Origin of the sequence: Salinivibrio siamensis (assembly GCF_001996005.1) — a bacterium.
Taxonomy (GTDB): domain Bacteria; phylum Pseudomonadota; class Gammaproteobacteria; order Enterobacterales; family Vibrionaceae; genus Salinivibrio; species Salinivibrio siamensis.
In genome coordinates, this window is the sequence record NZ_MUFB01000017.1 from 25,533 (window position 1) to 44,359 (window position 18,827).

Annotated in this window: 22 protein-coding genes; 16 read left to right on the top strand and 6 right to left on the bottom strand. The window is 52.1% G+C overall.

The window, feature by feature from the left end:
- Positions 1-6: 6 nt before the first annotated feature.
- From BZG73_RS10195 to mgtE, 11 genes are all read left to right on the top strand, one after another.
- The gene (locus BZG73_RS10195) at positions 7-981 is read left to right on the top strand and encodes a KpsF/GutQ family sugar-phosphate isomerase (protein ID WP_077668239.1); all 975 of its coding nucleotides are present in this window, start codon (positions 7-9) and stop codon (positions 979-981) included.
- The gene (gene kdsC, locus BZG73_RS10200) at positions 981-1,541 is read left to right on the top strand and encodes a 3-deoxy-manno-octulosonate-8-phosphatase KdsC (protein WP_077668240.1); all 561 of its coding nucleotides are present in this window, start codon (positions 981-983) and stop codon (positions 1,539-1,541) included. Before BZG73_RS10195 ends, kdsC begins: the two co-directional genes overlap by 1 nt.
- The gene (gene lptC / locus BZG73_RS10205; RefSeq protein ID WP_046073912.1) at positions 1,538-2,101 is read left to right on the top strand and encodes an LPS export ABC transporter periplasmic protein LptC; all 564 of its coding nucleotides are present in this window, start codon (positions 1,538-1,540) and stop codon (positions 2,099-2,101) included. The genes kdsC and lptC overlap by 4 nt, the downstream gene beginning before the upstream one ends.
- Positions 2,082-2,615 carry a lipopolysaccharide transport periplasmic protein LptA gene (gene lptA, locus BZG73_RS10210; RefSeq protein ID WP_046074202.1) on the top strand — a complete coding sequence of 178 codons (534 nt, stop codon included), beginning with the start codon at positions 2,082-2,084 and terminating at the stop codon, positions 2,613-2,615. The genes lptC and lptA overlap by 20 nt, the downstream gene beginning before the upstream one ends.
- An 8-nt stretch (positions 2,616-2,623) precedes the next feature.
- Positions 2,624-3,349, top strand: coding sequence for an LPS export ABC transporter ATP-binding protein (gene lptB, locus BZG73_RS10215; protein ID WP_046073911.1), 726 nt, complete (start codon positions 2,624-2,626; stop codon positions 3,347-3,349).
- 172 nt (positions 3,350-3,521) lie between these two features.
- A complete protein-coding gene (locus tag BZG73_RS10220) occupies positions 3,522-4,997 on the top strand; it encodes an RNA polymerase factor sigma-54 (RefSeq protein ID WP_046073910.1) in 1,476 nt (491 codons plus the stop codon).
- A gap of 25 nt (positions 4,998-5,022) precedes the next feature.
- On the top strand, positions 5,023-5,310 hold the full coding sequence (gene hpf / locus BZG73_RS10225) for a ribosome hibernation promoting factor (RefSeq protein WP_046073909.1): 288 nt from the start codon (positions 5,023-5,025) through the stop codon (positions 5,308-5,310).
- A gap of 3 nt (positions 5,311-5,313) precedes the next feature.
- A complete protein-coding gene (gene ptsN, locus BZG73_RS10230) occupies positions 5,314-5,757 on the top strand; it encodes a PTS IIA-like nitrogen regulatory protein PtsN (protein ID WP_046073908.1) in 444 nt (147 codons plus the stop codon).
- Positions 5,758-5,782: 25 nt separating this feature from the next.
- The gene (gene rapZ, locus BZG73_RS10235) at positions 5,783-6,634 is read left to right on the top strand and encodes an RNase adapter RapZ (RefSeq protein WP_046073907.1); all 852 of its coding nucleotides are present in this window, start codon (positions 5,783-5,785) and stop codon (positions 6,632-6,634) included.
- Positions 6,631-6,906: an HPr family phosphocarrier protein gene (locus BZG73_RS10240; RefSeq protein WP_077606039.1), complete on the top strand. Its 276-nt coding sequence runs from the start codon at positions 6,631-6,633 to the stop codon at positions 6,904-6,906. Before rapZ ends, BZG73_RS10240 begins: the two co-directional genes overlap by 4 nt.
- 134 nt (positions 6,907-7,040) lie before the next feature.
- Complete coding sequence (mgtE, locus tag BZG73_RS10245; protein ID WP_046073905.1) at positions 7,041-8,408, top strand: magnesium transporter; 1,368 nt, start codon at positions 7,041-7,043, stop codon at positions 8,406-8,408.
- A 97-nt stretch (positions 8,409-8,505) separates the two neighbouring features.
- Here mgtE and rpoD read toward each other — a convergent pair whose 3' ends face one another.
- From rpoD to rpsU, 4 genes are all read right to left on the bottom strand, one after another.
- Positions 8,506-10,353: an RNA polymerase sigma factor RpoD gene (gene rpoD / locus BZG73_RS10250; RefSeq protein ID WP_046073904.1), complete on the bottom strand. Its 1,848-nt coding sequence runs from the start codon at positions 10,351-10,353 to the stop codon at positions 8,506-8,508.
- A gap of 93 nt (positions 10,354-10,446) precedes the next feature.
- Positions 10,447-12,198, bottom strand: a complete 1,752-nt coding sequence (gene dnaG / locus BZG73_RS10255; protein ID WP_077578660.1) for a DNA primase — start codon at positions 12,196-12,198, stop codon at positions 10,447-10,449.
- Between the two features lie 82 nt (positions 12,199-12,280).
- Complete coding sequence (locus tag BZG73_RS10260) at positions 12,281-12,724, bottom strand: GatB/YqeY domain-containing protein (RefSeq protein ID WP_077578659.1); 444 nt, start codon at positions 12,722-12,724, stop codon at positions 12,281-12,283.
- A 24-nt stretch (positions 12,725-12,748) separates the two neighbouring features.
- Positions 12,749-12,964, bottom strand: a complete 216-nt coding sequence (rpsU, locus tag BZG73_RS10265) for a 30S ribosomal protein S21 (protein ID WP_046073901.1) — start codon at positions 12,962-12,964, stop codon at positions 12,749-12,751.
- A 253-nt stretch (positions 12,965-13,217) separates the two neighbouring features.
- On the opposite strand from rpsU, the gene tsaD reads away from it, so the two are divergent.
- Positions 13,218-14,243, top strand: a complete 1,026-nt coding sequence (gene tsaD / locus BZG73_RS10270; protein WP_046073900.1) for a tRNA (adenosine(37)-N6)-threonylcarbamoyltransferase complex transferase subunit TsaD — start codon at positions 13,218-13,220, stop codon at positions 14,241-14,243.
- An 88-nt stretch (positions 14,244-14,331) separates the two neighbouring features.
- Here tsaD and plsY read toward each other — a convergent pair whose 3' ends face one another.
- Positions 14,332-14,931 (bottom strand): glycerol-3-phosphate 1-O-acyltransferase PlsY, encoded by a 600-nt coding sequence (plsY, locus tag BZG73_RS10275; protein ID WP_046073899.1) that lies wholly within the window; start codon positions 14,929-14,931, stop codon positions 14,332-14,334.
- 170 nt (positions 14,932-15,101) lie between these two features.
- On the opposite strand from plsY, the gene folB reads away from it, so the two are divergent.
- Genes folB through BZG73_RS10290 form a run of 3 tightly spaced genes read left to right on the top strand, consistent with a single transcriptional unit; the run spans position 15,102 to position 16,752 of the window.
- Complete coding sequence (gene folB, locus BZG73_RS10280) at positions 15,102-15,455, top strand: dihydroneopterin aldolase (RefSeq protein ID WP_046073898.1); 354 nt, start codon at positions 15,102-15,104, stop codon at positions 15,453-15,455.
- Positions 15,452-15,949 carry a 2-amino-4-hydroxy-6-hydroxymethyldihydropteridine diphosphokinase gene (gene folK, locus BZG73_RS10285; protein ID WP_077578658.1) on the top strand — a complete coding sequence of 166 codons (498 nt, stop codon included), beginning with the start codon at positions 15,452-15,454 and terminating at the stop codon, positions 15,947-15,949. The genes folB and folK overlap by 4 nt, the downstream gene beginning before the upstream one ends.
- A 5-nt stretch (positions 15,950-15,954) precedes the next feature.
- A complete protein-coding gene (locus tag BZG73_RS10290) occupies positions 15,955-16,752 on the top strand; it encodes an undecaprenyl-diphosphate phosphatase (protein WP_077578657.1) in 798 nt (265 codons plus the stop codon).
- A gap of 65 nt (positions 16,753-16,817) precedes the next feature.
- Here the strand turns inward: BZG73_RS10290 and pmbA are convergent, their stop codons facing one another.
- Positions 16,818-18,158 (bottom strand): metalloprotease PmbA, encoded by a 1,341-nt coding sequence (gene pmbA, locus BZG73_RS10295; RefSeq protein ID WP_046073895.1) that lies wholly within the window; start codon positions 18,156-18,158, stop codon positions 16,818-16,820.
- 128 nt (positions 18,159-18,286) lie between these two features.
- Between pmbA and yjgA the strand changes: the two genes are divergently transcribed.
- Positions 18,287-18,814 (top strand): ribosome biogenesis factor YjgA, encoded by a 528-nt coding sequence (yjgA, locus tag BZG73_RS10300; RefSeq protein WP_046073894.1) that lies wholly within the window; start codon positions 18,287-18,289, stop codon positions 18,812-18,814.
- Positions 18,815-18,827 lie beyond the last annotated feature (13 nt).

The following is an 18,827-nucleotide window of genomic DNA, read 5'->3' on the forward strand; positions in this document are numbered from 1 at the left end:
ACAAGTATGAGTGATTACAGTTTTGATTTTCGCCGCGCAGGGCTTGATGTGCTCAACATTGAGCAAGATGCGATTGCGCAGCTAAAAACGGCGATCGATGACCACTTCGCGGCCGCTTGCCAACTCATCTTACATGCCACGGGGAAAGTGGTGGTGATGGGCATGGGTAAATCCGGCCATATTGGTAAAAAAATCGCCGCGACATTGGCCAGCACGGGGACGCCCGCGTTTTTTGTCCATCCAGGGGAAGCCAGCCACGGCGATCTGGGAATGATAAACCAAGGTGATGTGGTACTGGCCATTTCCAACTCGGGGGAAGCCGGTGAAATCTTAACCCTGCTGCCCGTGATTAAACGCCTCGGGATCCCCTTGGTCTGTATGACCGGCAACCCTAATTCCAGCATGGGTCAGCTCGCGAAAGTGAATCTTAATATTCATGTCCCGCAAGAAGCCTGCCCATTGGCCTTGGCCCCCACCTCCAGCACCACCGCCACCCTAGTGATGGGCGATGCCCTCGCGATGGCGTTGATGCAAGCCAGAGGCTTTACCGCGAACGACTTTGCTCTCTCCCACCCCGGCGGCGCACTGGGGCGTAAGCTATTATTACGTATCAGTGATTTAATGCACCAAGACGCGCGCTTACCCGTGGTTGAGGACTCCGCCACCGTCCGTGATGCGCTTTTAGAGGTGTCAGAAAAAGGCCTGGGCATGACAGCGATTGTYGATCGTCACGGGCAACTAACGGGCGTGTTTACCGATGGCGATTTGCGCCGCTTGCTGGATATGCGCATTGACCTGCATACCACCACCATTGGCTCAGTGATGTCGACAAACCCGGTGACCATTGAACCGGAACTGCTTGCGGCAGAAGGACTCAAACTCATGGAAGAGCGTAAAATTAACGGACTGCTGGTTGCTAAAAACGGCCAGCTGCTCGGCGCCCTTAACATGCATGACCTTTTAAAAGCCGGAGTTATCTAATGGCCTCCACTGTGATTGACACCCTCTATGGCCCTGTGGCTGCCGACGTTTTTCAACGTGCGGCGGCGATAAAACTGCTGATTTGCGATATTGACGGCGTCTTCTCCGATGGCCGCGTATACATGGGCAATCAGGGTGAAGAGCTCAAAGCATTTCATACCCGTGATGGGTATGGCATCAAGTCGATCATGAATGCCGGCATCAAGGTCGCGGTGATCACAGGCCGCCAATCGCAGATTGTCGCGAACCGAATGCAAGCCCTCGGTGTCCAACATGTTTATCAAGGACAAAGTGACAAACTTACCGCGTATAAAGACTTGTGCCGCCATGTTGATGTTTTACCCGCACACACGGCCTACATTGGCGATGACTTAATTGATTGGCCGGTGATGGAGAAAGTCGGGCTTGCCTGCTGTGTGGCCGATGGTCACCCACTCCTTAAGCGTCGCGCGCACTTTGTCACGCAAACAGGCGGTGGCTTTGGTGCCGTGCGTGAAGTGTGTGATCTGATGTTAGAGGCGCGTGGCGAACTCGACCAACACAAGGGCTTGAGTTTATGATCCGGCGGCTTGGCCTGCTTCTATTGGTCGTGCTTTGTGCGGTAACCGGTTACTATTTATTGGTTCAGCATGGCTGGCAGCGGGTACAGCAGGTCACGCCTGATGCCGAAAAACCGCTGTTTACTGGCGAAGCGATTCAAACCGTGCAATATGATGCGGACGGCGTGCGCAGCTACACGGTGCACGCCAAACATCTTGAGCATTATGCCAAGATTGATGAAACCCACTTTAATGAGCCCGTTCTGTGGACGTACAAAGCAGGCAAAGAGGAAGAATGGCGCGTGAGTGCAGACTACGCGATATTGTCCGATGACCACCTGTTGACCATGACGGGCAACGTGCGCATTTTTAACCTACTACCGAATGCGCAAATTGATTCGGTAGCCACTGATTCGGTGACCCTGAATCTCACCACACGAGATTTTTGGTCAGAGAGTCCGACGACGATCACCGGCACCCGTTTTCAAACCAAAGGTAAACGGGTGAAAGGAAATTTCGGTAACCACCAGATGGAATTGTTAGACGATGTTAGAGGCCGATATGAAACGACCCCTCGTTAAAGCGCTGGCAGGTGCCATGTTGCTGCTGTCGCATTACTCACTGGCTCTGAGCAGTGATACTGAGCAACCTATTTATATAGAGTCAGAAAGCCAACACCTGGATATGGCGACCAACACGGTAACCTTTACCCAAAACGTGGTCCTGACCCAAGGCAGCATTAAAATCTTGGCCGATAAACTGATCGTGATTCGCCCAGAAGGCCAAGAAGGTGATGAAACCATCGAGGCGTATGGCAAGCCGGCGACGTTTGAGCAAACCATGGACGATGGCAAAGAGATTCATGGCGAAGCCAACAAACTGCGCTACGAAGTGGGCAATGAATTTCTTAAAATGTCGACCAATGCGATGCTTGAGCAAAGTGGCAATCAGGTGGAAGGTAACGTGATCACCTATGAAATCGACAAGCAACAACTTGTAGCAGAAAGTGATAGTACCAAACGCGTCACCACGATTTTGCAGCCGAGCACCAAATCGTCATCCTCTCAGGATGCATCCACGTCAGACGAGCAATAAGAGGCGACATGGCAACACTCACAGCAGCCAATTTGGCCAAAAGTTATAAAGGGCGAAAGGTGGTCGCCGATGTCAGCTTGGAAGTGAAATCCGGTGAAATTGTTGGTCTTTTAGGCCCTAACGGTGCAGGTAAAACCACGTCGTTTTACATGATTGTCGGCTTGGTCGCTCGTGACGAAGGGGCCATCTATATCGATGACAAAGACATTAGCATTCAGCCGATGCATAACCGCTCACGCCTGGGGATTGGCTACTTACCGCAAGAGGCCTCGATATTTCGCAAGCTGAGCGTCTACGATAACCTAATGGCGGTGTTACAAACCCGTAAGTCGTTAAGCAAAGAAGAGCGCCAAGACAAGGCAGAAGATCTGTTGGATGAGTTTAATATTCAGCATATCCGTGACAGCCTGGGGATGGCCTTATCCGGTGGTGAGCGCCGTCGGGTAGAGATCGCGCGTGCATTGGCCGCCAACCCAAAATTTATTTTGCTGGATGAGCCGTTTGCAGGGGTCGACCCGATATCGGTGATCGATATTAAGAAAATCATCGAGCACTTACGTGATCGTGGCTTGGGCGTTCTGATTACCGACCACAATGTGCGCGAAACACTCAGTGTCTGTGAACATGCTTACATTGTCAGCCAAGGACACTTGATTGCACACGGTACCCCTGATGAAGTGCTTAATGATGAGCATGTCAAACGGGTCTATTTGGGTGATCAGTTCAAACTCTAATGCACCTGATTACGCCAACTCGGTGAGCGTGTTCGGATAAAATATAGTGGACTGGCTCACGCTACAAACTGCCAATCAAGGCTATAGTTAATAAAGAGCGCTTGCCCTGTTAGCCAGAGCAAGCGTTTTTAACCTCTTCGGTCGTTGAAATAAGGAAAGGTGTACCGCCTCTATGAAACCCACGCTTCAGCTTAAGCTTGGACAACAGCTCGCAATGACACCGCAATTGCAGCAGGCTATCCGTCTGCTGCAATTGTCGACGCTGGACTTGCAACAGGAGATCCAAGAAGCGTTGGAAACCAACCCGCTGTTGGAACATGACGAAGGCCAAGAGCAGGAGGCCAGTCAGCACGAGCAATCCCATGATCAAGATACCGCTGAGCAAGAAACAGCAACCGCCAGCGCGGACACCATGGAAACCTCGGACGCGTTTGAAAAGAACGAAATGCCGGACGATCTCCCGGTCGATACGACTTGGGATCATCTCTACTCTGCCGGTACCGGCAACACAGGCGCAGGGGCCAGCGGATACGACGACCAACCCGTTTACCAAGGGGAAACCACCCAAACGCTCTACGACTATTTAAAATGGCAGCTCGAACTGACGCCCTTTTCGGAAAACGATCAGGTGATCGCCATGGCGATCATTGATGCGGTGGACGATCAAGGTTACTTGTCGGTCAGCACCGAAGAGATCCTCGACAGCTTAGGAAGCGAAGAGATTGAGCTTGACGAAGTCGAAGCGGTGCTCAAACGCGTGCAACATTTTGATCCGCTGGGTGTGGCGTCTCGCTCACTGCAAGAGTGTTTGATGCTGCAACTGGCAACCTACGACGCCGATACCCCTTGGCTCAACGAGGCTCGTAAAGTGCTCACTGAACACATGGACTTACTCGCCAACCGTGATTATCGCCAGTTGATGCGTGAAACCCGGCTAAAAGAGCCTGAGCTTAAGTCAGTGATGCAATTGATTCATAGCCTCGAGCCACGCCCAGGTAACTTGATTGTGACCAACGAGGCCGAATATGTGGTGCCTGATGTCTCCGTGTTTAAGCATCAAGGGCAGTGGGTGGTCCAAATCAACCCAGATAGCGTGCCCAAACTGAAAGTGAACGAGCAATACGCTGCCTATGGTCGTAATGGTTGTAGCCCCTCTGATAGCCAGTTTATTCGCTCACACCTACAAGAAGCCAAGTGGCTGATCAAAAGCCTGGAAAGCCGTAATGACACCTTGCTGAAGGTGGCACGCTGTATTGTCGAACATCAACACGACTTCTTTGAGTACGGGGAAGAGGCCATGAAGCCGATGGTGCTTAACGACATCGCCTTGGATGTCGATATGCATGAGTCAACCATTTCCCGTGTCACGACACAAAAGTTCATGCATACGCCGCGCGGTATTTTCGAGCTGAAGTACTTTTTCTCTAGTCACGTCAGTACCGACAATGGCGGCGAGTGCTCATCCACAGCAATTCGCGCACTGATCAAAAAATTGGTCGCTGACGAGCCGGCTAATAAGCCGCTTAGCGACAGTAAGATTGCCACATTGCTGGCCGAGCAAGGCATTAAAGTTGCACGACGGACCATTGCTAAGTACCGAGAGTCACTGGGTATTGCGCCGTCAAACCAGCGTAAGCGTCTGCTATAGGCGCCTCAACAGAAGGAAAGTGTGTATGCAAATCAATCTGACCGGACAGTCTGTCGACGTCACGCCACCACTACGCGAGTATGTGGAGACCAAGTTTGCTAAACTCGAGCGCTTTTTCGAGCACATTAATAATGTCCATGTTGTACTGAATGTCCAAAAGCTCGACCAGATTGCAGAAGCAACGCTCCACGTGAACAACGGGGAGATCCATGCAAAAGCACAATCGCATGATATGTATGCGGCCATCGATGGGCTGACCGATAAGCTGGTCAAGCAACTGAGTAAACACAAAGAAAAGCTCAAACAGCACTAAGCTATGGAACTGAAAGAAGTACTGTCAGTGGACTGCACCCGCAGTGCCGTCCACTGCTCTAGCAAGAAACGCGCCCTGGAAATCATCAGCCAGGTTGCTGCGGACAAGCTGGGCACCAACGCACAAACCTTGTTTGAATGCATGCTAAGCCGCGAAAAGCTGGGGACGACCGGCATTGGGGCGGGCATTGCCATTCCCCATGGCCGCACGCTCGACAGCCAACATGCCGTAGGCGTGCTGCTACAATGCGCCGAGCCCATCGAGTTTGATGCGGTGGACAAACGGCCTGTCGATCTGCTGTTTGCGCTGCTAGTGCCCGATGAACAGTGCAAGGTACACCTGCAAACCCTGTCTGCGATTGCCGAGAAGTTGAATGACAAAAAGCTGTGTCGTCAGCTGCGCAATGCCAATTCAGACCAAGAGCTGTACAATATCATTACCCAATAATGGGCAACGCTGACGGGAGCGAACTATGATGCTAAAAATTGTCAGTGGCCGTTCCGGCTCAGGAAAGTCAGTGGCATTGCGGGTACTGGAGGATCTTGGTTATTACTGCGTGGATAACCTGCCCGTCAACTTACTGCGTGACTTTGTTGTCTCGCAAGACGATGCGGACGCAAAAATTGCCGTCAGTCTCGATATTCGCAATCTCCCCAACGCCAAAGAGCCGGTTGCCGACACCTTGGCTGCACTGCGCGAAATCTGCGATGTCACTGTGTACTATTTAGACGCCGACGATAAAGATCTGATTAAACGCTTCAGTGAAACCCGTCGTCTGCATCCCCTTTCTCGACACAACCTCTCATTAGAGCAGGCCATCCAAGCTGAAAAGCAGCAAATGGCGCCAATTAAAGAGCACGCGGATCGGGTAATTAACACCACGGGCTTGTCGATTCACGACTTGAGTGAGTCCGTACGTTCACTGGTACTGGGTCGCACCAGCAGCGATTTGGTGATGGTGTTTGAATCCTTTGGCTTTAAGCATGGTTTGCCCGCCGATGCCGATTATGTCTTTGATGTCCGTTTTCTCCCCAATCCACACTGGGAGCCCGCGCTTCGCCCTCATACTGGGCTCGAGAAGCCTGTGCGTATGTTTCTCGCCGCCCAACCTGACGTGGCCATGTTAGTGGCGCAAATAAAAGGTTTCCTCGAGTCGTGGCTACCTGCACTTAAAAACAATAACCGTAGCTATGTGACCGTGGCGATTGGCTGTACCGGGGGCAAACACCGCTCGGTGTATGTCGCGCAATACTTGTCGGATTATTTTCAGGAGCTGGGCGAGCAAGTGCAAACGCGTCACCGTACCTTGGAGCAAAAACAGTGACCTCGGTATCGACTCAAGTATGTATTCGTAACCGTTTAGGCTTGCATGCACGCGCCGCCATCAAGCTGGTTGAACTGGTGCAAGAGTATGATGCCGATGTGGTGCTGCAAAGCACAGATAAATCCGCCACTGCTGACAGTGTAATGGCCATGCTAATGCTGGAATCAGCGCAAGGCGAAACCATCACGGTATCGGCCAGCGGCCCACAGGCAACAACAGCGCTTGATGCGGTGAAAGCTTTATTTGAGTCGGGCTTCGACGAAGACAGCTAACGGTCCCTCCTCCTCAACCACTGCGCTGACCAGCGCGGTGAATGGCGCTAAATCCCCTCTATCACCGATTTGTCATGCGACAGACTCCCCTGATTAGGTTAGAATTTTAGTCATTGCATTTGGGGGAGTGGCCGATGGCAGACACATTAGAACAAGAACAAAGTAACCTAACCCACCAACGGCTCCAAGAAGTCACTCAATTGCTTGAGCAAGGCATGTTTGTGCGCGTACGCCGTATGCTCGAGGACATGGAGCCAGAAGACACTGCTCACCTTTTAGAGGCCTCTCCGCCGAAAGGACGTCTGGTACTTTGGCAGCTCACCGACCCGGAAGATCAAGGTGAGATCCTTGATGAGCTCTCAGAAGATGTGAAAGACGGCATCATGGTTCGCATGGCCCCTGATCAGCTCGCGGCAGCGACGGAAGGGATGGAAACCGATGATGTCGCTTACTTGCTCCGTAGCCTACCGCAAGACGTTTCCCAAGACGTGCTGGCGGAAATGGATGCCCAAGACCGGACGCGCGTACAGCAAGCCCTCTCCTACCCCGAGGAGTCCGCGGGCGGGATCATGAATACTGACGTCATCACCATTCGTGATGATGTGACCGTGGATGTGGTATTACGCTATTTGCGGATGCGCGGTGAGTTACCCGACACCACAGATACCCTGTATGTGATCGACCCAAACGGCCGCTTAATTGGTAATTTGCCGATCAGTGCCCTGTTGGTTAACCAACCGGATACCGATATCGCTGATATCATGGATGCACCGGATGAGGCGATCAGTGTCACCATGGACGACGGTGATGTCGCCAGCCTGTTTGAACGCCGTAATTGGGTCTCAGCCCCCGTGGTGGATGAGCACAACCATTTGGTCGGTCGAATCACCATTGATGATGTGGTGGACATTATTCGTGAAGACGCTGAGCACTCGATGATGAGCATGGCAGGCCTTGATGACGAAGAAGACACCTTTGCCCCCGCGTTTAAAAGTGCGCGTCGTCGTAGCATCTGGCTGGGGATCAATGTATTGGCGGCCTTAACCGCGGCATCGGTCTCCAACATGTTTGAAGGCACCTTGGATAAAATGGCAGCCATCGCGGTATTGATGACCATTGTTCCTTCCATGGGCGGCGTGGCCGGCAACCAGACCGTCGCCTTGGTGATTCGCGGCCTAGCAGTTGGCCATATTGGTGACTCCAATACCCGCTGGCTGCTGGCCAAAGAAGCCACCGTTGGCATGATTAACGGCCTTGTCTGGTCGCTGATCATTGGCGGTGTAGTGGTGTTATGGAAAGGCAGTCTTGAGCTGGGGTTGATCATTTCAGGCGCGATGATGGTCAACTTGTTTGTCGCAGGTATTGCTGGGGTGGCGATCCCCACGTTGCTGAAAAAGTACAATATCGATCCGGCATTGGCCGGTGGGATGGCCCTGACCACCGTCACCGATGTGGTTGGCCTGCTCGCGTTTTTGGGACTGGCCACCTTATTTATTACCTAGCCTCTATTAACTAGCCTCTATTAACTAGCCTCGGTAGCATAAAAAAAGGCGAGCCATCTGGCTCGCCTTTCTCATCAGGTCGCTTGAAACCGAGCTATTACTCGTCCAAGAAGCTACGCAATGTCTCAGAGCGGCTTGGATGACGTAACTTACGCAGCGCTTTCGCCTCAATCTGGCGAATACGTTCACGGGTCACATCAAACTGCTTACCCACTTCTTCCAGCGTATGGTCGGTATTCATTTCAATACCAAAGCGCATACGCAGTACTTTCGCTTCACGCGGTGTCAGGCCAGCTAGCACGTCATTGGTTGCCATTTTGAGGTTGTTCGACGTTGCCGAATCCATCGGTAGCTCCAACGTCGTGTCCTCGATAAAGTCACCCAGGTGTGAATCTTCATCATCACCGATTGGGGTTTCCATCGAGATCGGCTCTTTGGCGATCTTCAATACCTTGCGAATTTTATCTTCCGGCATCAACATCCGCTCAGCCAGCTCTTCAGGCAGCGGCTCACGCCCCATTTCCTGAAGCATCTGACGCGAAATACGGTTGAGCTTGTTGATAGTCTCAATCATGTGTACCGGAATACGGATGGTTCGCGCTTGGTCCGCAATCGAACGCGTGATTGCCTGACGGATCCACCAGGTCGCATAAGTTGAGAACTTATAGCCACGGCGATATTCAAACTTATCGACCGCTTTCATCAAGCCAATGTTACCTTCCTGGATAAGGTCCAAGAACTGCAGGCCACGGTTGGTATATTTCTTAGCAATCGAAATAACCAGACGTAGGTTGGCCTCAACCATTTCTTTTTTCGCACGGCGTGCTTTCGCTTCACCGATAGACATACGACGGCTGATATCTTTGATACGCTCGACCGACAAGCCCGTTTCTTCCTCGATGATCTTCAGCTTCTGCACACAGCGGCGAAGATCTTCTTCGTAACGCGCCACACGCTCTGCGTAAGGCTTGCCAGAGTTCAGTGCTTCGTCAATCCATGCATCCGATGACTCATTGCCCGCAAACAATTGAACGAAGGTTTTCTTCGGCATTTTGGCCTGATCGACACAAAGACGCATCACCAAACGCTCTTGGGTGCGCACCTTGTCCATGGTTTGACGCATGTCATTAACCAGACGATCAAACTGTTTGGGGATCAGACGGAACTGCTTAAACGTTTCAGACAGCGCATCGATCGATTCTTTCGTACGCTCATCATAACGGCCGTACTGTTGGATCGCCGTTTCCATCGCCGCATAGGTGCGACGAAGCTCGCTGAACTTCTCACGCGCCAGTTCAGGATCGATACCAACATCTTCATCACTCTCATCGTCTTCGTCGGTATCGTCTTTGTCTTCGTCTTCATCATCTTCGTCATCAAGCTCTTTTTCGCTGAGCTCGGAGCCGATATGGGTCGCCGTAGGTGCGACGTCATCCTGGTCTGGATCGATAAAACCAGAAATAATGTCGGTTAAGCGAAGCTCTTCTGCTTCCACTTTATCGAACTGATCGAGCAGTGAGGCAATCGAGGCCGGATATTCTGCCACCGAACACTGCACCTGGTTGATGCCGTCTTCGATACGCTTGGCGATATCGATCTCACCCTCACGGGTCAACAGCTCAACCGTGCCCATTTCTCGCATATACATGCGAACAGGATCCGTGGTGCGACCGATTTCACTCTCCACGCTAGAAAGTGCTGCCGCCGCTGCTTCGGCTGCGTCTTCGTCGGCCACGGTTTCTGACATCATTAGCTCATCGGCATCAGGGGCGGCTTCCACCACTTGAATGCCCATGTCGTTAATCATCTGAATGATGTCTTCTATTTGGTCGGAATCGACAATGTCTTCCGGGAGGTGGTCATTAACTTCGGCATAGGTCAGATAGCCTTGCTCCTTGCCTTTTGCGACAAGCAACTTTAGCTGTGACTGCGGATTTTGATCCATAGACGATATCCAACTTCGGGTCTGAGTGAAGAATTTAGTATGCGGAAACGCAAACCGCCAATTTTAACAAATGTCACCTTTGCTGGCTACTTTCTAAACGGACTGGCTCTGTATCAGTAGCATCAGTTCCCGCTTCTCTTCGACTGATAAGCCGACGGTATTTGACTTCGCTTGCAACTTGGCTATTTGTTGTTCGACACACTGGGCGAGTATTTTATCCAGTGAATCGCAAAAAAGTTCTGACGCATTTTCATCGTCAACATGTAGATCCCAGCCAGCCAAGCGGGCTAGCAAGGGCTCTTGTTTGGTTCCCCGCCAGCGCTCAAGCAACTGACCGGTAGTGATATGGGGGCGCTGTCGACAAATCTCAAGGATGGGGTTTAACAACGCTAACCCAGGTAAATCAATGGTGTCGGCCGATGGTAACGGCGGCACTTCTTGGCCGAGTTTAGGGTACTGCACTAATAGCGCAATCACCTCACGCATCGGCGTGCGTTTAATATCCTGCTGACCATGGACTTTTACCGGCTGGCCCTGACGACGAATCAGGGTATCGAGCTGATGGTCATCCATGATACCCAGTTTCTGTCCTAGGGTATTACGCAAGTAAAGACGTAAGGTATCACCCGGCACCTTTTCAATCAGCGGCACCGCCAAATTCGCCAGCTTGGCTTTGCCCTCTTGGCTACTGGTGTCCACCTGCTTGAGCAACGTATTAAACATAAAGGTCGATAAGCTTTGTGCCTCACCTAAACGTTGCTCAAACCCCTCTTTGCCTTCTTGGCGAATCATGGAGTCAGGGTCGTCACCGTCCGGCAAAAACATAAATTTTAATTGGCGACCATCATGAATATAAGGCAACGCTTGCTCCATCGCCCGCCAAGCGGCATCGCGCCCGGCTCTATCGCCATCGTAGCAACACAGTATAGTACCGGTTTGCCGGAAAAGGGTTTGAATATGTTCTCCCGTGGTCGAGGTGCCCAAGGAGGCGACCGCATAATCCACGCCAAATTGCGCCAATGCGACCACATCCATGTACCCTTCTACCACGAGTATACGCTCTGGATGGCGATAGCGTTGCATCACCTCATACAAGCCATATAGCTCACGGCCTTTATGGAAAATCGGCGTTTCTGGCGAGTTGAGGTATTTAGGGGTGCCATCGCCTAATACACGCCCACCAAAACCGATCACTCGCCCGCGGCGGTCACGGATCGGGAACATCACGCGGCCACGGAACCTGTCGTAGCTATGGCCGTTATCGTTCTCAATCAACATGCCTGCGGTAAGCAACTGGCGAATATCGGCTTGATTGCGACCAAAGCGGCGCTTAATGGTGTCCCATTTATCAGGGACAAAACCGATACCAAACTGTTTAACCACTTCGCCGGATAGACCACGCTGTTTGAGGTAATCAATGGCCACTTGCCCTGCATCAGTGCGTAATTCCCCACTGTAGGTTCGGGCAATGGCTTCCATCATCTCGTAGATCTGACGCTTGTCATCACTGGGCATACTCGGACGCGTGTTACCGCCTCCTGTTTGCTCACGAGGTACCTCTAAGCCTAACGTGCTGGCGAGCTCTTCGATGGCATCAGGAAATTCGAGTCGTTCAAACTCCATCACAAAGTCGATGGCATTGCCGTGCACACCACATCCGAAGCAGTGATAAAACTGCTTATCTTGGCTTACACTGAATGAAGGCGTCTTTTCGTTATGGAAAGGGCAACAGGCACTGTAGTTTTTGCCTTTTTTCTTGAGCTTGACCCGTGCATCAATGATCTCAACGATGTCGAGACGTGAAAGCAAGTCATCAATGAATGCGCGCGGGATTCTGCCTGCCATAACCTGAAATTTATAGGGAGAGAAGCAAACAAGCCGCGCCGTCCAAATAGGAAAGCACGGCTTGTTATAGAGTGGGAAAAGGCTAGCCTAGGTGTGCTTTAACACGCTGGCTTACTTTTCCCATATCAGCACGGCCTTGAACTTGGGGTTTTAATACCCCCATCACTTTGCCCATGTCTTGCATTGACGATGCACCGGATTGTTCAACCGCTGCTTTCACCAATGCATCGACCTCGTCATCGCTTAGAGGTTGGGGTAGAAATTCTTCTATCACCGCAATCTCAGCGAGCTCTGTCTCGGCAAGATCATCACGACCGGCTGCTTGGTACTGGGCTACGGAATCACGGCGCTGCTTAACATTTTTGGTCAGCACAGCCAGGATCTCGTCGTCGCTCAGCGACTGACGGGTATCCACCTCTTGCTGCTTAATGGCTGCCATAACAAGGCGAAGCGTCCCTAGACGTGCCTTGTCTTTTTGTTTCATCGCCGTTTTCTGGGCGTCTTTTAGACGTTCAAGCAATTCCATAGCACCTTCCTGAATCTGTCTTTATTAGTACAGACGTACGCGGCGTTGGTTTTCGCGTGCCAACTTCTTCAGGTGACGCTTCTGAGCGGCAGCTTTAGCGCGTTTGCGAACGGTAGTTGGCTTTTCATAGTTCTCACGACGGCGAACTTCAGAAAGAATACCGGCTTTTTCACAAGAGCGCTTAAAGCGACGCAGTGCTACGTCAAATGGTTCGTTTTCACGTACTTTAACTACTGGCATGTGCCTTTCACCTCGGGGGTTGTCAGTTACTGCTGGCGAACAATTGGCCAGCCTTGATTAAAAATGGTGCGAAATTCTAATCCGAAGAAGGGGTGAATGTAAAGCGCATCTGGCGAATTACTTCTAAGCCATGTAAGATTGCGCGCACGGTCAGTCTGTTCTGACCCTCTCTTCTCCACTTCGATTGTCACATTATATCATGTGGGCAATGATCTTAAATACACAATCTATCGGCTGTTAACCTGAGGTTATGATGCGCATTTTAGGCATAGAGACATCTTGTGACGAAACCGGCATTGCGATCTACGACGATCACGCAGGTCTCTTGTCACACCAACTTTACAGTCAGGTAAAACTGCACGCCGATTATGGCGGCGTGGTACCCGAGCTGGCCTCGCGCGATCATGTTAAAAAAACCTTGCCACTGATTAAAGCAGCCATGGCAGAAGCCAACCTCACCCCCGCCCAGATTGACGGTATTGCCTATACCGCCGGTCCAGGATTGGTCGGTGCCTTACTGGTTGGCTCAACCATTGGCCGAAGCCTCGCCTATGCCTGGCAAGTCCCCGCGGTAGGCGTTCACCATATGGAAGGTCACCTTCTCGCCCCGATGCTAGAAGACAACCCGCCGCCGTTTCCGTTTATCGCCTTGTTGGTCTCTGGCGGACACACACAATTGGTCGAAGTGAAAGGGATTGGTCAGTATCGCATTCTTGGTGAGTCAATTGACGACGCCGCCGGTGAGGCGTTTGACAAAACCGCCAAGCTGATGGGACTTGACTATCCAGGAGGGCCCTTGCTGTCGAAACTGGCAGAAAACGGCACCCACGGCCGTTTTACCTTTCCACGCCCGATGACCGACCGTCCCGGTTTAGACTTTAGCTTCTCAGGGTTAAAAACCTTTGCCGCCAATACCATTGCCGCCAATGAGACGGATGCGCAAACCCGTGCTGATATTGCCTATGCGTTTCAGGATGCCGTGGTCGATACCCTGGCTATCAAGTGTAAGCGTGCGCTAGACCAGTGCGGACTAAATCGCTTAGTGGTCGCGGGCGGCGTGAGTGCCAACCGTCATTTGCGGGAAAAGCTCGAAGCGCTGACGCAAAAACGGGGTGGCGATGTGTTCTATCCTCGCCCTGAGTTTTGTACCGATAATGGCGCGATGATCGCCTATGCGGGCATGCAGCGGCTTAAAAACGGCGAGCATATGGGGCTGGGTGTGAAAGCGCAGCCACGTTGGCCACTCGACACGCTTGCCGCGGTCGACAACGACGCCTAACATTGGTCAAACCTGATAGAAAAAAGGCAGCCTTACGCTGCCTTTTTGCTACTAACGCACCAGCGTATAACCTGCCTCTTCCCTGTCGCTAACGTCGCCACCAACCAAGAAGCACGGGTTTTTCGTCACCATCCAACAAGCGCCGGATATTGTCGTAGTGACGAAACAAAATCAAACACGAAAGCATGGCGACGGGCATGGTAAATTGCGGCTTAATCCACCAGGTAAATAGGGGAGCGACGATCGCTGTTACAATCGCACTCAGTGAGGAGTAGCCCGTCAACACAAGCACCAGTCCCCAGGTCGCCACCAGCAAGCCGGTTAGACTCAAACCAATCGGCGCCATCGCGCCCAGTGCGGTCGCCACCCCTTTACCGCCACGGAAATGGAAAAAGACCGGATAAATATGTCCAAGACAGGCAGCAATCGCAATCAGGCCCAGCAGGAATGGGTTAATGCCAATCAGGTAGCTTAGCCAAACGGGGATCATCCCTTTTAGCATGTCACACAGCAGCACCCATGCCGCGGCAAAACGCCCACCAAGGCGATAAACGTTAGTCGCACCTGGGTTTTTCGACCCTTGATCTCTTGGGTCTGGCAGGCCAAACGCTCGACAAACCAACACGGCACTGGACACAGAGCCAAGTAAGTAGGCAGCGATGATGATGGCAATGGCCAGTGCAGTCATGTGAAATCCCTAGAGTTTGTGCCGCATTCGTTGCTATAGTGCGCCGACGTTCATCGATAAACCTATCATGGATCGGAACGCATTGCGTATCCATCTGTCAATGAACACATCCAATAATACGAACTTTCTTACCACAGTGGTATCCGACCTGTCACGGAGTGTGAAAAAACATGGATTCCGTATTCATAGAGCAACTCGACGTGTACACCACTATCGGTGTCTACGATTGGGAACAAACCATCCAGCAAAAGTTGGTGTTGGATATTGAAATGGCGCACGATAATCAACCCGCCGCCCAACAGGATGACGTGGCGCTGGCGCTTGATTATGCCAGTATCAGTGAGGCGGTCATCGCCCATGTACAAGCCAGCCGCTGTGCGTTGATCGAACGTGTCGCGGAAGAGGTCGCTCACTTAATCCAAACCCAGTTTGGCGTCCGCTGGATTAAAGTGCGGGTAGCCAAGCCAGGCGCAGTCGCGCAGGCCAACAACGTGGGTGTAGTCATAGAGCGAGGCACACGGTGACACAAGCATTACTTAGTATTGGCTCTAACATTGAGCGCGATCGTCATATCGAACAGGCCGTTCATGCCTTACGTCAACTCGACCCTCACTGTCGCTTTTCACGCATTTTTGAAGCCGAACCGGTGGGATTCGACGGCCCCAATTTTTATAACCTCATTGCCGAGCTTCACACCTCGCTTTCGTTGCAGGACTTTTGGCAAGCCGTTCGTGACGTTGAATCGCAACAAGGCCGCGAGCGCAACGATCCTAAATGCCGCGATCGCACCATAGACATCGACTTACTCACGTTTGGCGAGCATTGCCAGGCAAAAGGGCCCATGTTGCCTCGAGACGATATCTATAAGTTTGCCTTCACGCTCCGTCCGCTCGCCGAGCTCTGCCCTAACCAAGCTATTCCTGGCGATGGCCGTACCTTCGCCCAGCTTTGGCAGACCTTTGACCAAGACCAACCACTATGGCCGATTGAGACGCCAACGTATTTGAAGGATATTTAAGCACCATGAGCCTCTTTGAAGCCTTTTTTCTGGCCTTGATTCAAGGGTTAACCGAGTTTCTTCCTATTTCCAGCTCCGCACACCTTATTCTGCCTTCACAGCTTTTTGGCTGGGCCGATCAGGGGCTCGCCTTTGATGTTGCCGTACACGTCGGCACACTGGCCGCAGTGGTGGGGTATTTTCGCCGTGAAGTGTGGCGTCTGCTTAAGGCCTTTTTTGCCTCACTCAAAGGGGAGCACAGCTCGGATAGTCAATTGGCATGGATGATCGTGTTAGCCACGATCCCGGCGTGTGTGGCCGGTTTGTTCTTAAAAGACGTGATCGAGCTTTACCTGCGAGCAGCCTGGGTGATCGCGGCAACCACACTGATTTTTGGTGGTTTATTGTGGTGGGCGGATCGCAAAGCGACCCAAACATGCGATGAATATCAAACCACGCCCTACCGCGCGGTACTGATAGGCGTTGCGCAAGCCCTTGCCCTCATTCCTGGCACCTCGCGCTCGGGGGCGACCATTACCGCAGCCTTAATGCTCGGTTATACACGCGAAGCCGCGGCACGTTTTTCATTTTTGATGTCGATTCCTATCATCACACTCGCCGGCTCCTATCTAGGCCTACAGCTTGCGACCAGCCCAGAACCGGTGGCGATGGACGCGATTGGGGTTGGGTTATTGGTATCGTTTGTCAGTGCTTATGCGTGTATTCACGCCTTTTTAAAGCTGGTGACACGGGTGGGCATGTTACCCTTCGTGATCTATCGCTTGGTATTGGGTGTGCTATTGCTGGCGTTTATCGCCGGATAAAAAAACACCAAGCACGATATACGTGCTTGGTGATCTCACACTGAGGGGGATTAGCGGCCTAAGCGTTATTCCCCCGCGACTTTCATTGCATCAATGATCACTGAGCCAGTTTGAATTTGGCTGCGCGTTTCGATATCGGTGCCAATCGCGACAATGTTAGCGAACATCTCGTTAAGATTACCGGCAATGGTGATCCCACTCACCGGGTATTGGATCTCACCGTTTTCCACCCAAAAGCCTGCCGCGCCCCGTGAGTAATCCCCAGTCACTGGGTTCACCCCTTGTCCCATCAACTCAGTCACCAATAATCCCGTACCTAAGGTTTTTAGCATGGCATCGGCATCTTGGCCGGTGTGGCTAACGTACCAGTTGTGAATACCGCCTGCATGGCCGGTTGGTTCCATGCCCAGCTTACGCGCAGCATAACTGGTGGCGAGATACGTGTTTAGTACACCCTTTTCAATGATACGCCTGTCTTGCGTGATCACCCCTTCGCTATCAAAAGGCGCACTGGCGGAGCCTTTTCGTACATGAGGCAGCTCATTGATGGTGAGCCAATCTGGGAAGATCTGCTCGCCTTTCTTATCGAGCAAGAAAGAGGACTTGCGGTAAAGTGCTGAACCGCTGATGGCCATCACCAAATGGCCAAACAGCCCGGTCGCCACACTGCGATCGAACATCACTGGCACTTGGCATGTGGAGACACTGCGTGGATTTAAGCGCGCCACGGCGTGTTTGGCCGCTTCGACTCCCACAAATGTTGGTGTCCATAAGTCCGCTTTGTCACGCGCCACGGTGTAGCTCATGTCACGCTCCATCCCTGCATCACTTTCCGCAATCACTGAGCAGCTTAACGCTTGGCGGCTCGAGGGATAGCTGCCCAGCATGCCATGGCTGTTGCCATACACTCGCACACCATAATGACTGTCATAGCTGGCACCATCACTGAATTTGATGCGGCTGTCGTGATTGAGCGCCGCTTGCTCGGCTTCAATCGCCAAGGCGGCGGCGGTATCAGGCTCGGGCTCATCGGGATAGAACAAATCGAGATCAGGATAGTCAAACGCCATTAACGCTTTAGGCGCAGGGCCGCCAAAGGGGTCAGGCGAGGTATAGCTTGCAATCTCAAGCGCCGCTTCAACGGTTTTCGCAATCGCTTTTTCTGACAAATCAGTCGTGGATGCGCTGCCTTTGCGCTGCTCACAGTATACGGTGATCCCAAGGGCACCGTCTTGATTAAACTCCACGTTTTCGACTTCGCCCATCCGCGAGCTGACGCTGATGCCGGTACTTTTGGTAATCGCCACTTCCGCCTGGTCACTTTTGGCCGATGCCATGTCGAGCGCACGGCTGACAGCTTGACGAAGTTGCTGCTCTTGCTCGGCGACTTGTTGTTTCACACTCATAGTTGACCTTTTTGATTCGCATTCAAGTTCGACACACTCAGCGCCACGCGCCTATGATAAAAAAGCCCGCGTTTGGGCGCATTTCTTGTTAACATACGTGTCATTGCACATTCTCACTGAGGTTGAACATGGGCCGTAAAAATAAACCCGCTCCCTGGGAGGAAGAGGAAGAGATCATCTGGGTCAGCAAGTCCGAGATGAAACGCGATATGCTTGCCTTGCAAGAACTTGGCGAAGCACTGGTCAAACTCAAACCAGCCGTGTTAGAAAAATTCCCGCTCGACGATGACTTGCTCAGCGCGATTACCGACGCACAACGTTTGAAAAACGAAGCGCGCCGTCGCCAACTGCAATATGTTGGCAAGCTTATGCGCTCTCGCGACCCTGAACCGATTCAGGCTGCGCTTGATAAGTTGCAAAACAAGCATGCTCAGCAAACGGTCGAGCTTCACAAGCTTGAGCAGCTCCGTGACCGCATCATTGACCAAGGCGACAGTGCGATTAGCGATGTGCTTTTGCAGTATCCTGATGCCGATCGTCAACGGTTACGTCAACTGGCTCGTCAGGCGAAAAAAGAGCAGCAACAAAACAAACCGCCCAAGGCGTATCGCGAAATTTTCCAGTATCTCAAAAGCTTTTACGACCAAAGCCTGTAAACTGCCACGCCAG

What these genes read in the sequence shown, in the direction of transcription:
- kdsC (WP_077668240.1), top strand. Translation starts at nt 981, where the DNA reads ATGGCCTCCACTGTGATTGACACCCTCTATGGCCCTGTGGCTGCCGAC.
- lptC (WP_046073912.1), top strand. Translation starts at nt 1,538, where the DNA reads ATGATCCGGCGGCTTGGCCTGCTTCTATTGGTCGTGCTTTGTGCGGTA.
- lptA (WP_046074202.1), top strand. Translation starts at nt 2,082, where the DNA reads ATGAAACGACCCCTCGTTAAAGCGCTGGCAGGTGCCATGTTGCTGCTG.
- lptB (WP_046073911.1), top strand. Translation starts at nt 2,624, where the DNA reads ATGGCAACACTCACAGCAGCCAATTTGGCCAAAAGTTATAAAGGGCGA.
- BZG73_RS10220 (WP_046073910.1), top strand. Translation starts at nt 3,522, where the DNA reads ATGAAACCCACGCTTCAGCTTAAGCTTGGACAACAGCTCGCAATGACA.
- hpf (WP_046073909.1), top strand. Translation starts at nt 5,023, where the DNA reads ATGCAAATCAATCTGACCGGACAGTCTGTCGACGTCACGCCACCACTA.
- ptsN (WP_046073908.1), top strand. Translation starts at nt 5,314, where the DNA reads ATGGAACTGAAAGAAGTACTGTCAGTGGACTGCACCCGCAGTGCCGTC.
- rapZ (WP_046073907.1), top strand. Translation starts at nt 5,783, where the DNA reads ATGATGCTAAAAATTGTCAGTGGCCGTTCCGGCTCAGGAAAGTCAGTG.
- mgtE (WP_046073905.1), top strand. Translation starts at nt 7,041, where the DNA reads ATGGCAGACACATTAGAACAAGAACAAAGTAACCTAACCCACCAACGG.
- rpoD (WP_046073904.1), bottom strand. Translation starts at nt 10,353, where the DNA reads ATGGATCAAAATCCGCAGTCACAGCTAAAGTTGCTTGTCGCAAAAGGC.
- dnaG (WP_077578660.1), bottom strand. Translation starts at nt 12,198, where the DNA reads ATGGCAGGCAGAATCCCGCGCGCATTCATTGATGACTTGCTTTCACGT.
- BZG73_RS10260 (WP_077578659.1), bottom strand. Translation starts at nt 12,724, where the DNA reads ATGGAATTGCTTGAACGTCTAAAAGACGCCCAGAAAACGGCGATGAAA.
- rpsU (WP_046073901.1), bottom strand. Translation starts at nt 12,964, where the DNA reads ATGCCAGTAGTTAAAGTACGTGAAAACGAACCATTTGACGTAGCACTG.
- tsaD (WP_046073900.1), top strand. Translation starts at nt 13,218, where the DNA reads ATGCGCATTTTAGGCATAGAGACATCTTGTGACGAAACCGGCATTGCG.
- plsY (WP_046073899.1), bottom strand. Translation starts at nt 14,931, where the DNA reads ATGACTGCACTGGCCATTGCCATCATCATCGCTGCCTACTTACTTGGC.
- folB (WP_046073898.1), top strand. Translation starts at nt 15,102, where the DNA reads ATGGATTCCGTATTCATAGAGCAACTCGACGTGTACACCACTATCGGT.
- BZG73_RS10290 (WP_077578657.1), top strand. Translation starts at nt 15,955, where the DNA reads ATGAGCCTCTTTGAAGCCTTTTTTCTGGCCTTGATTCAAGGGTTAACC.
- pmbA (WP_046073895.1), bottom strand. Translation starts at nt 18,158, where the DNA reads ATGAGTGTGAAACAACAAGTCGCCGAGCAAGAGCAGCAACTTCGTCAA.
- yjgA (WP_046073894.1), top strand. Translation starts at nt 18,287, where the DNA reads ATGGGCCGTAAAAATAAACCCGCTCCCTGGGAGGAAGAGGAAGAGATC.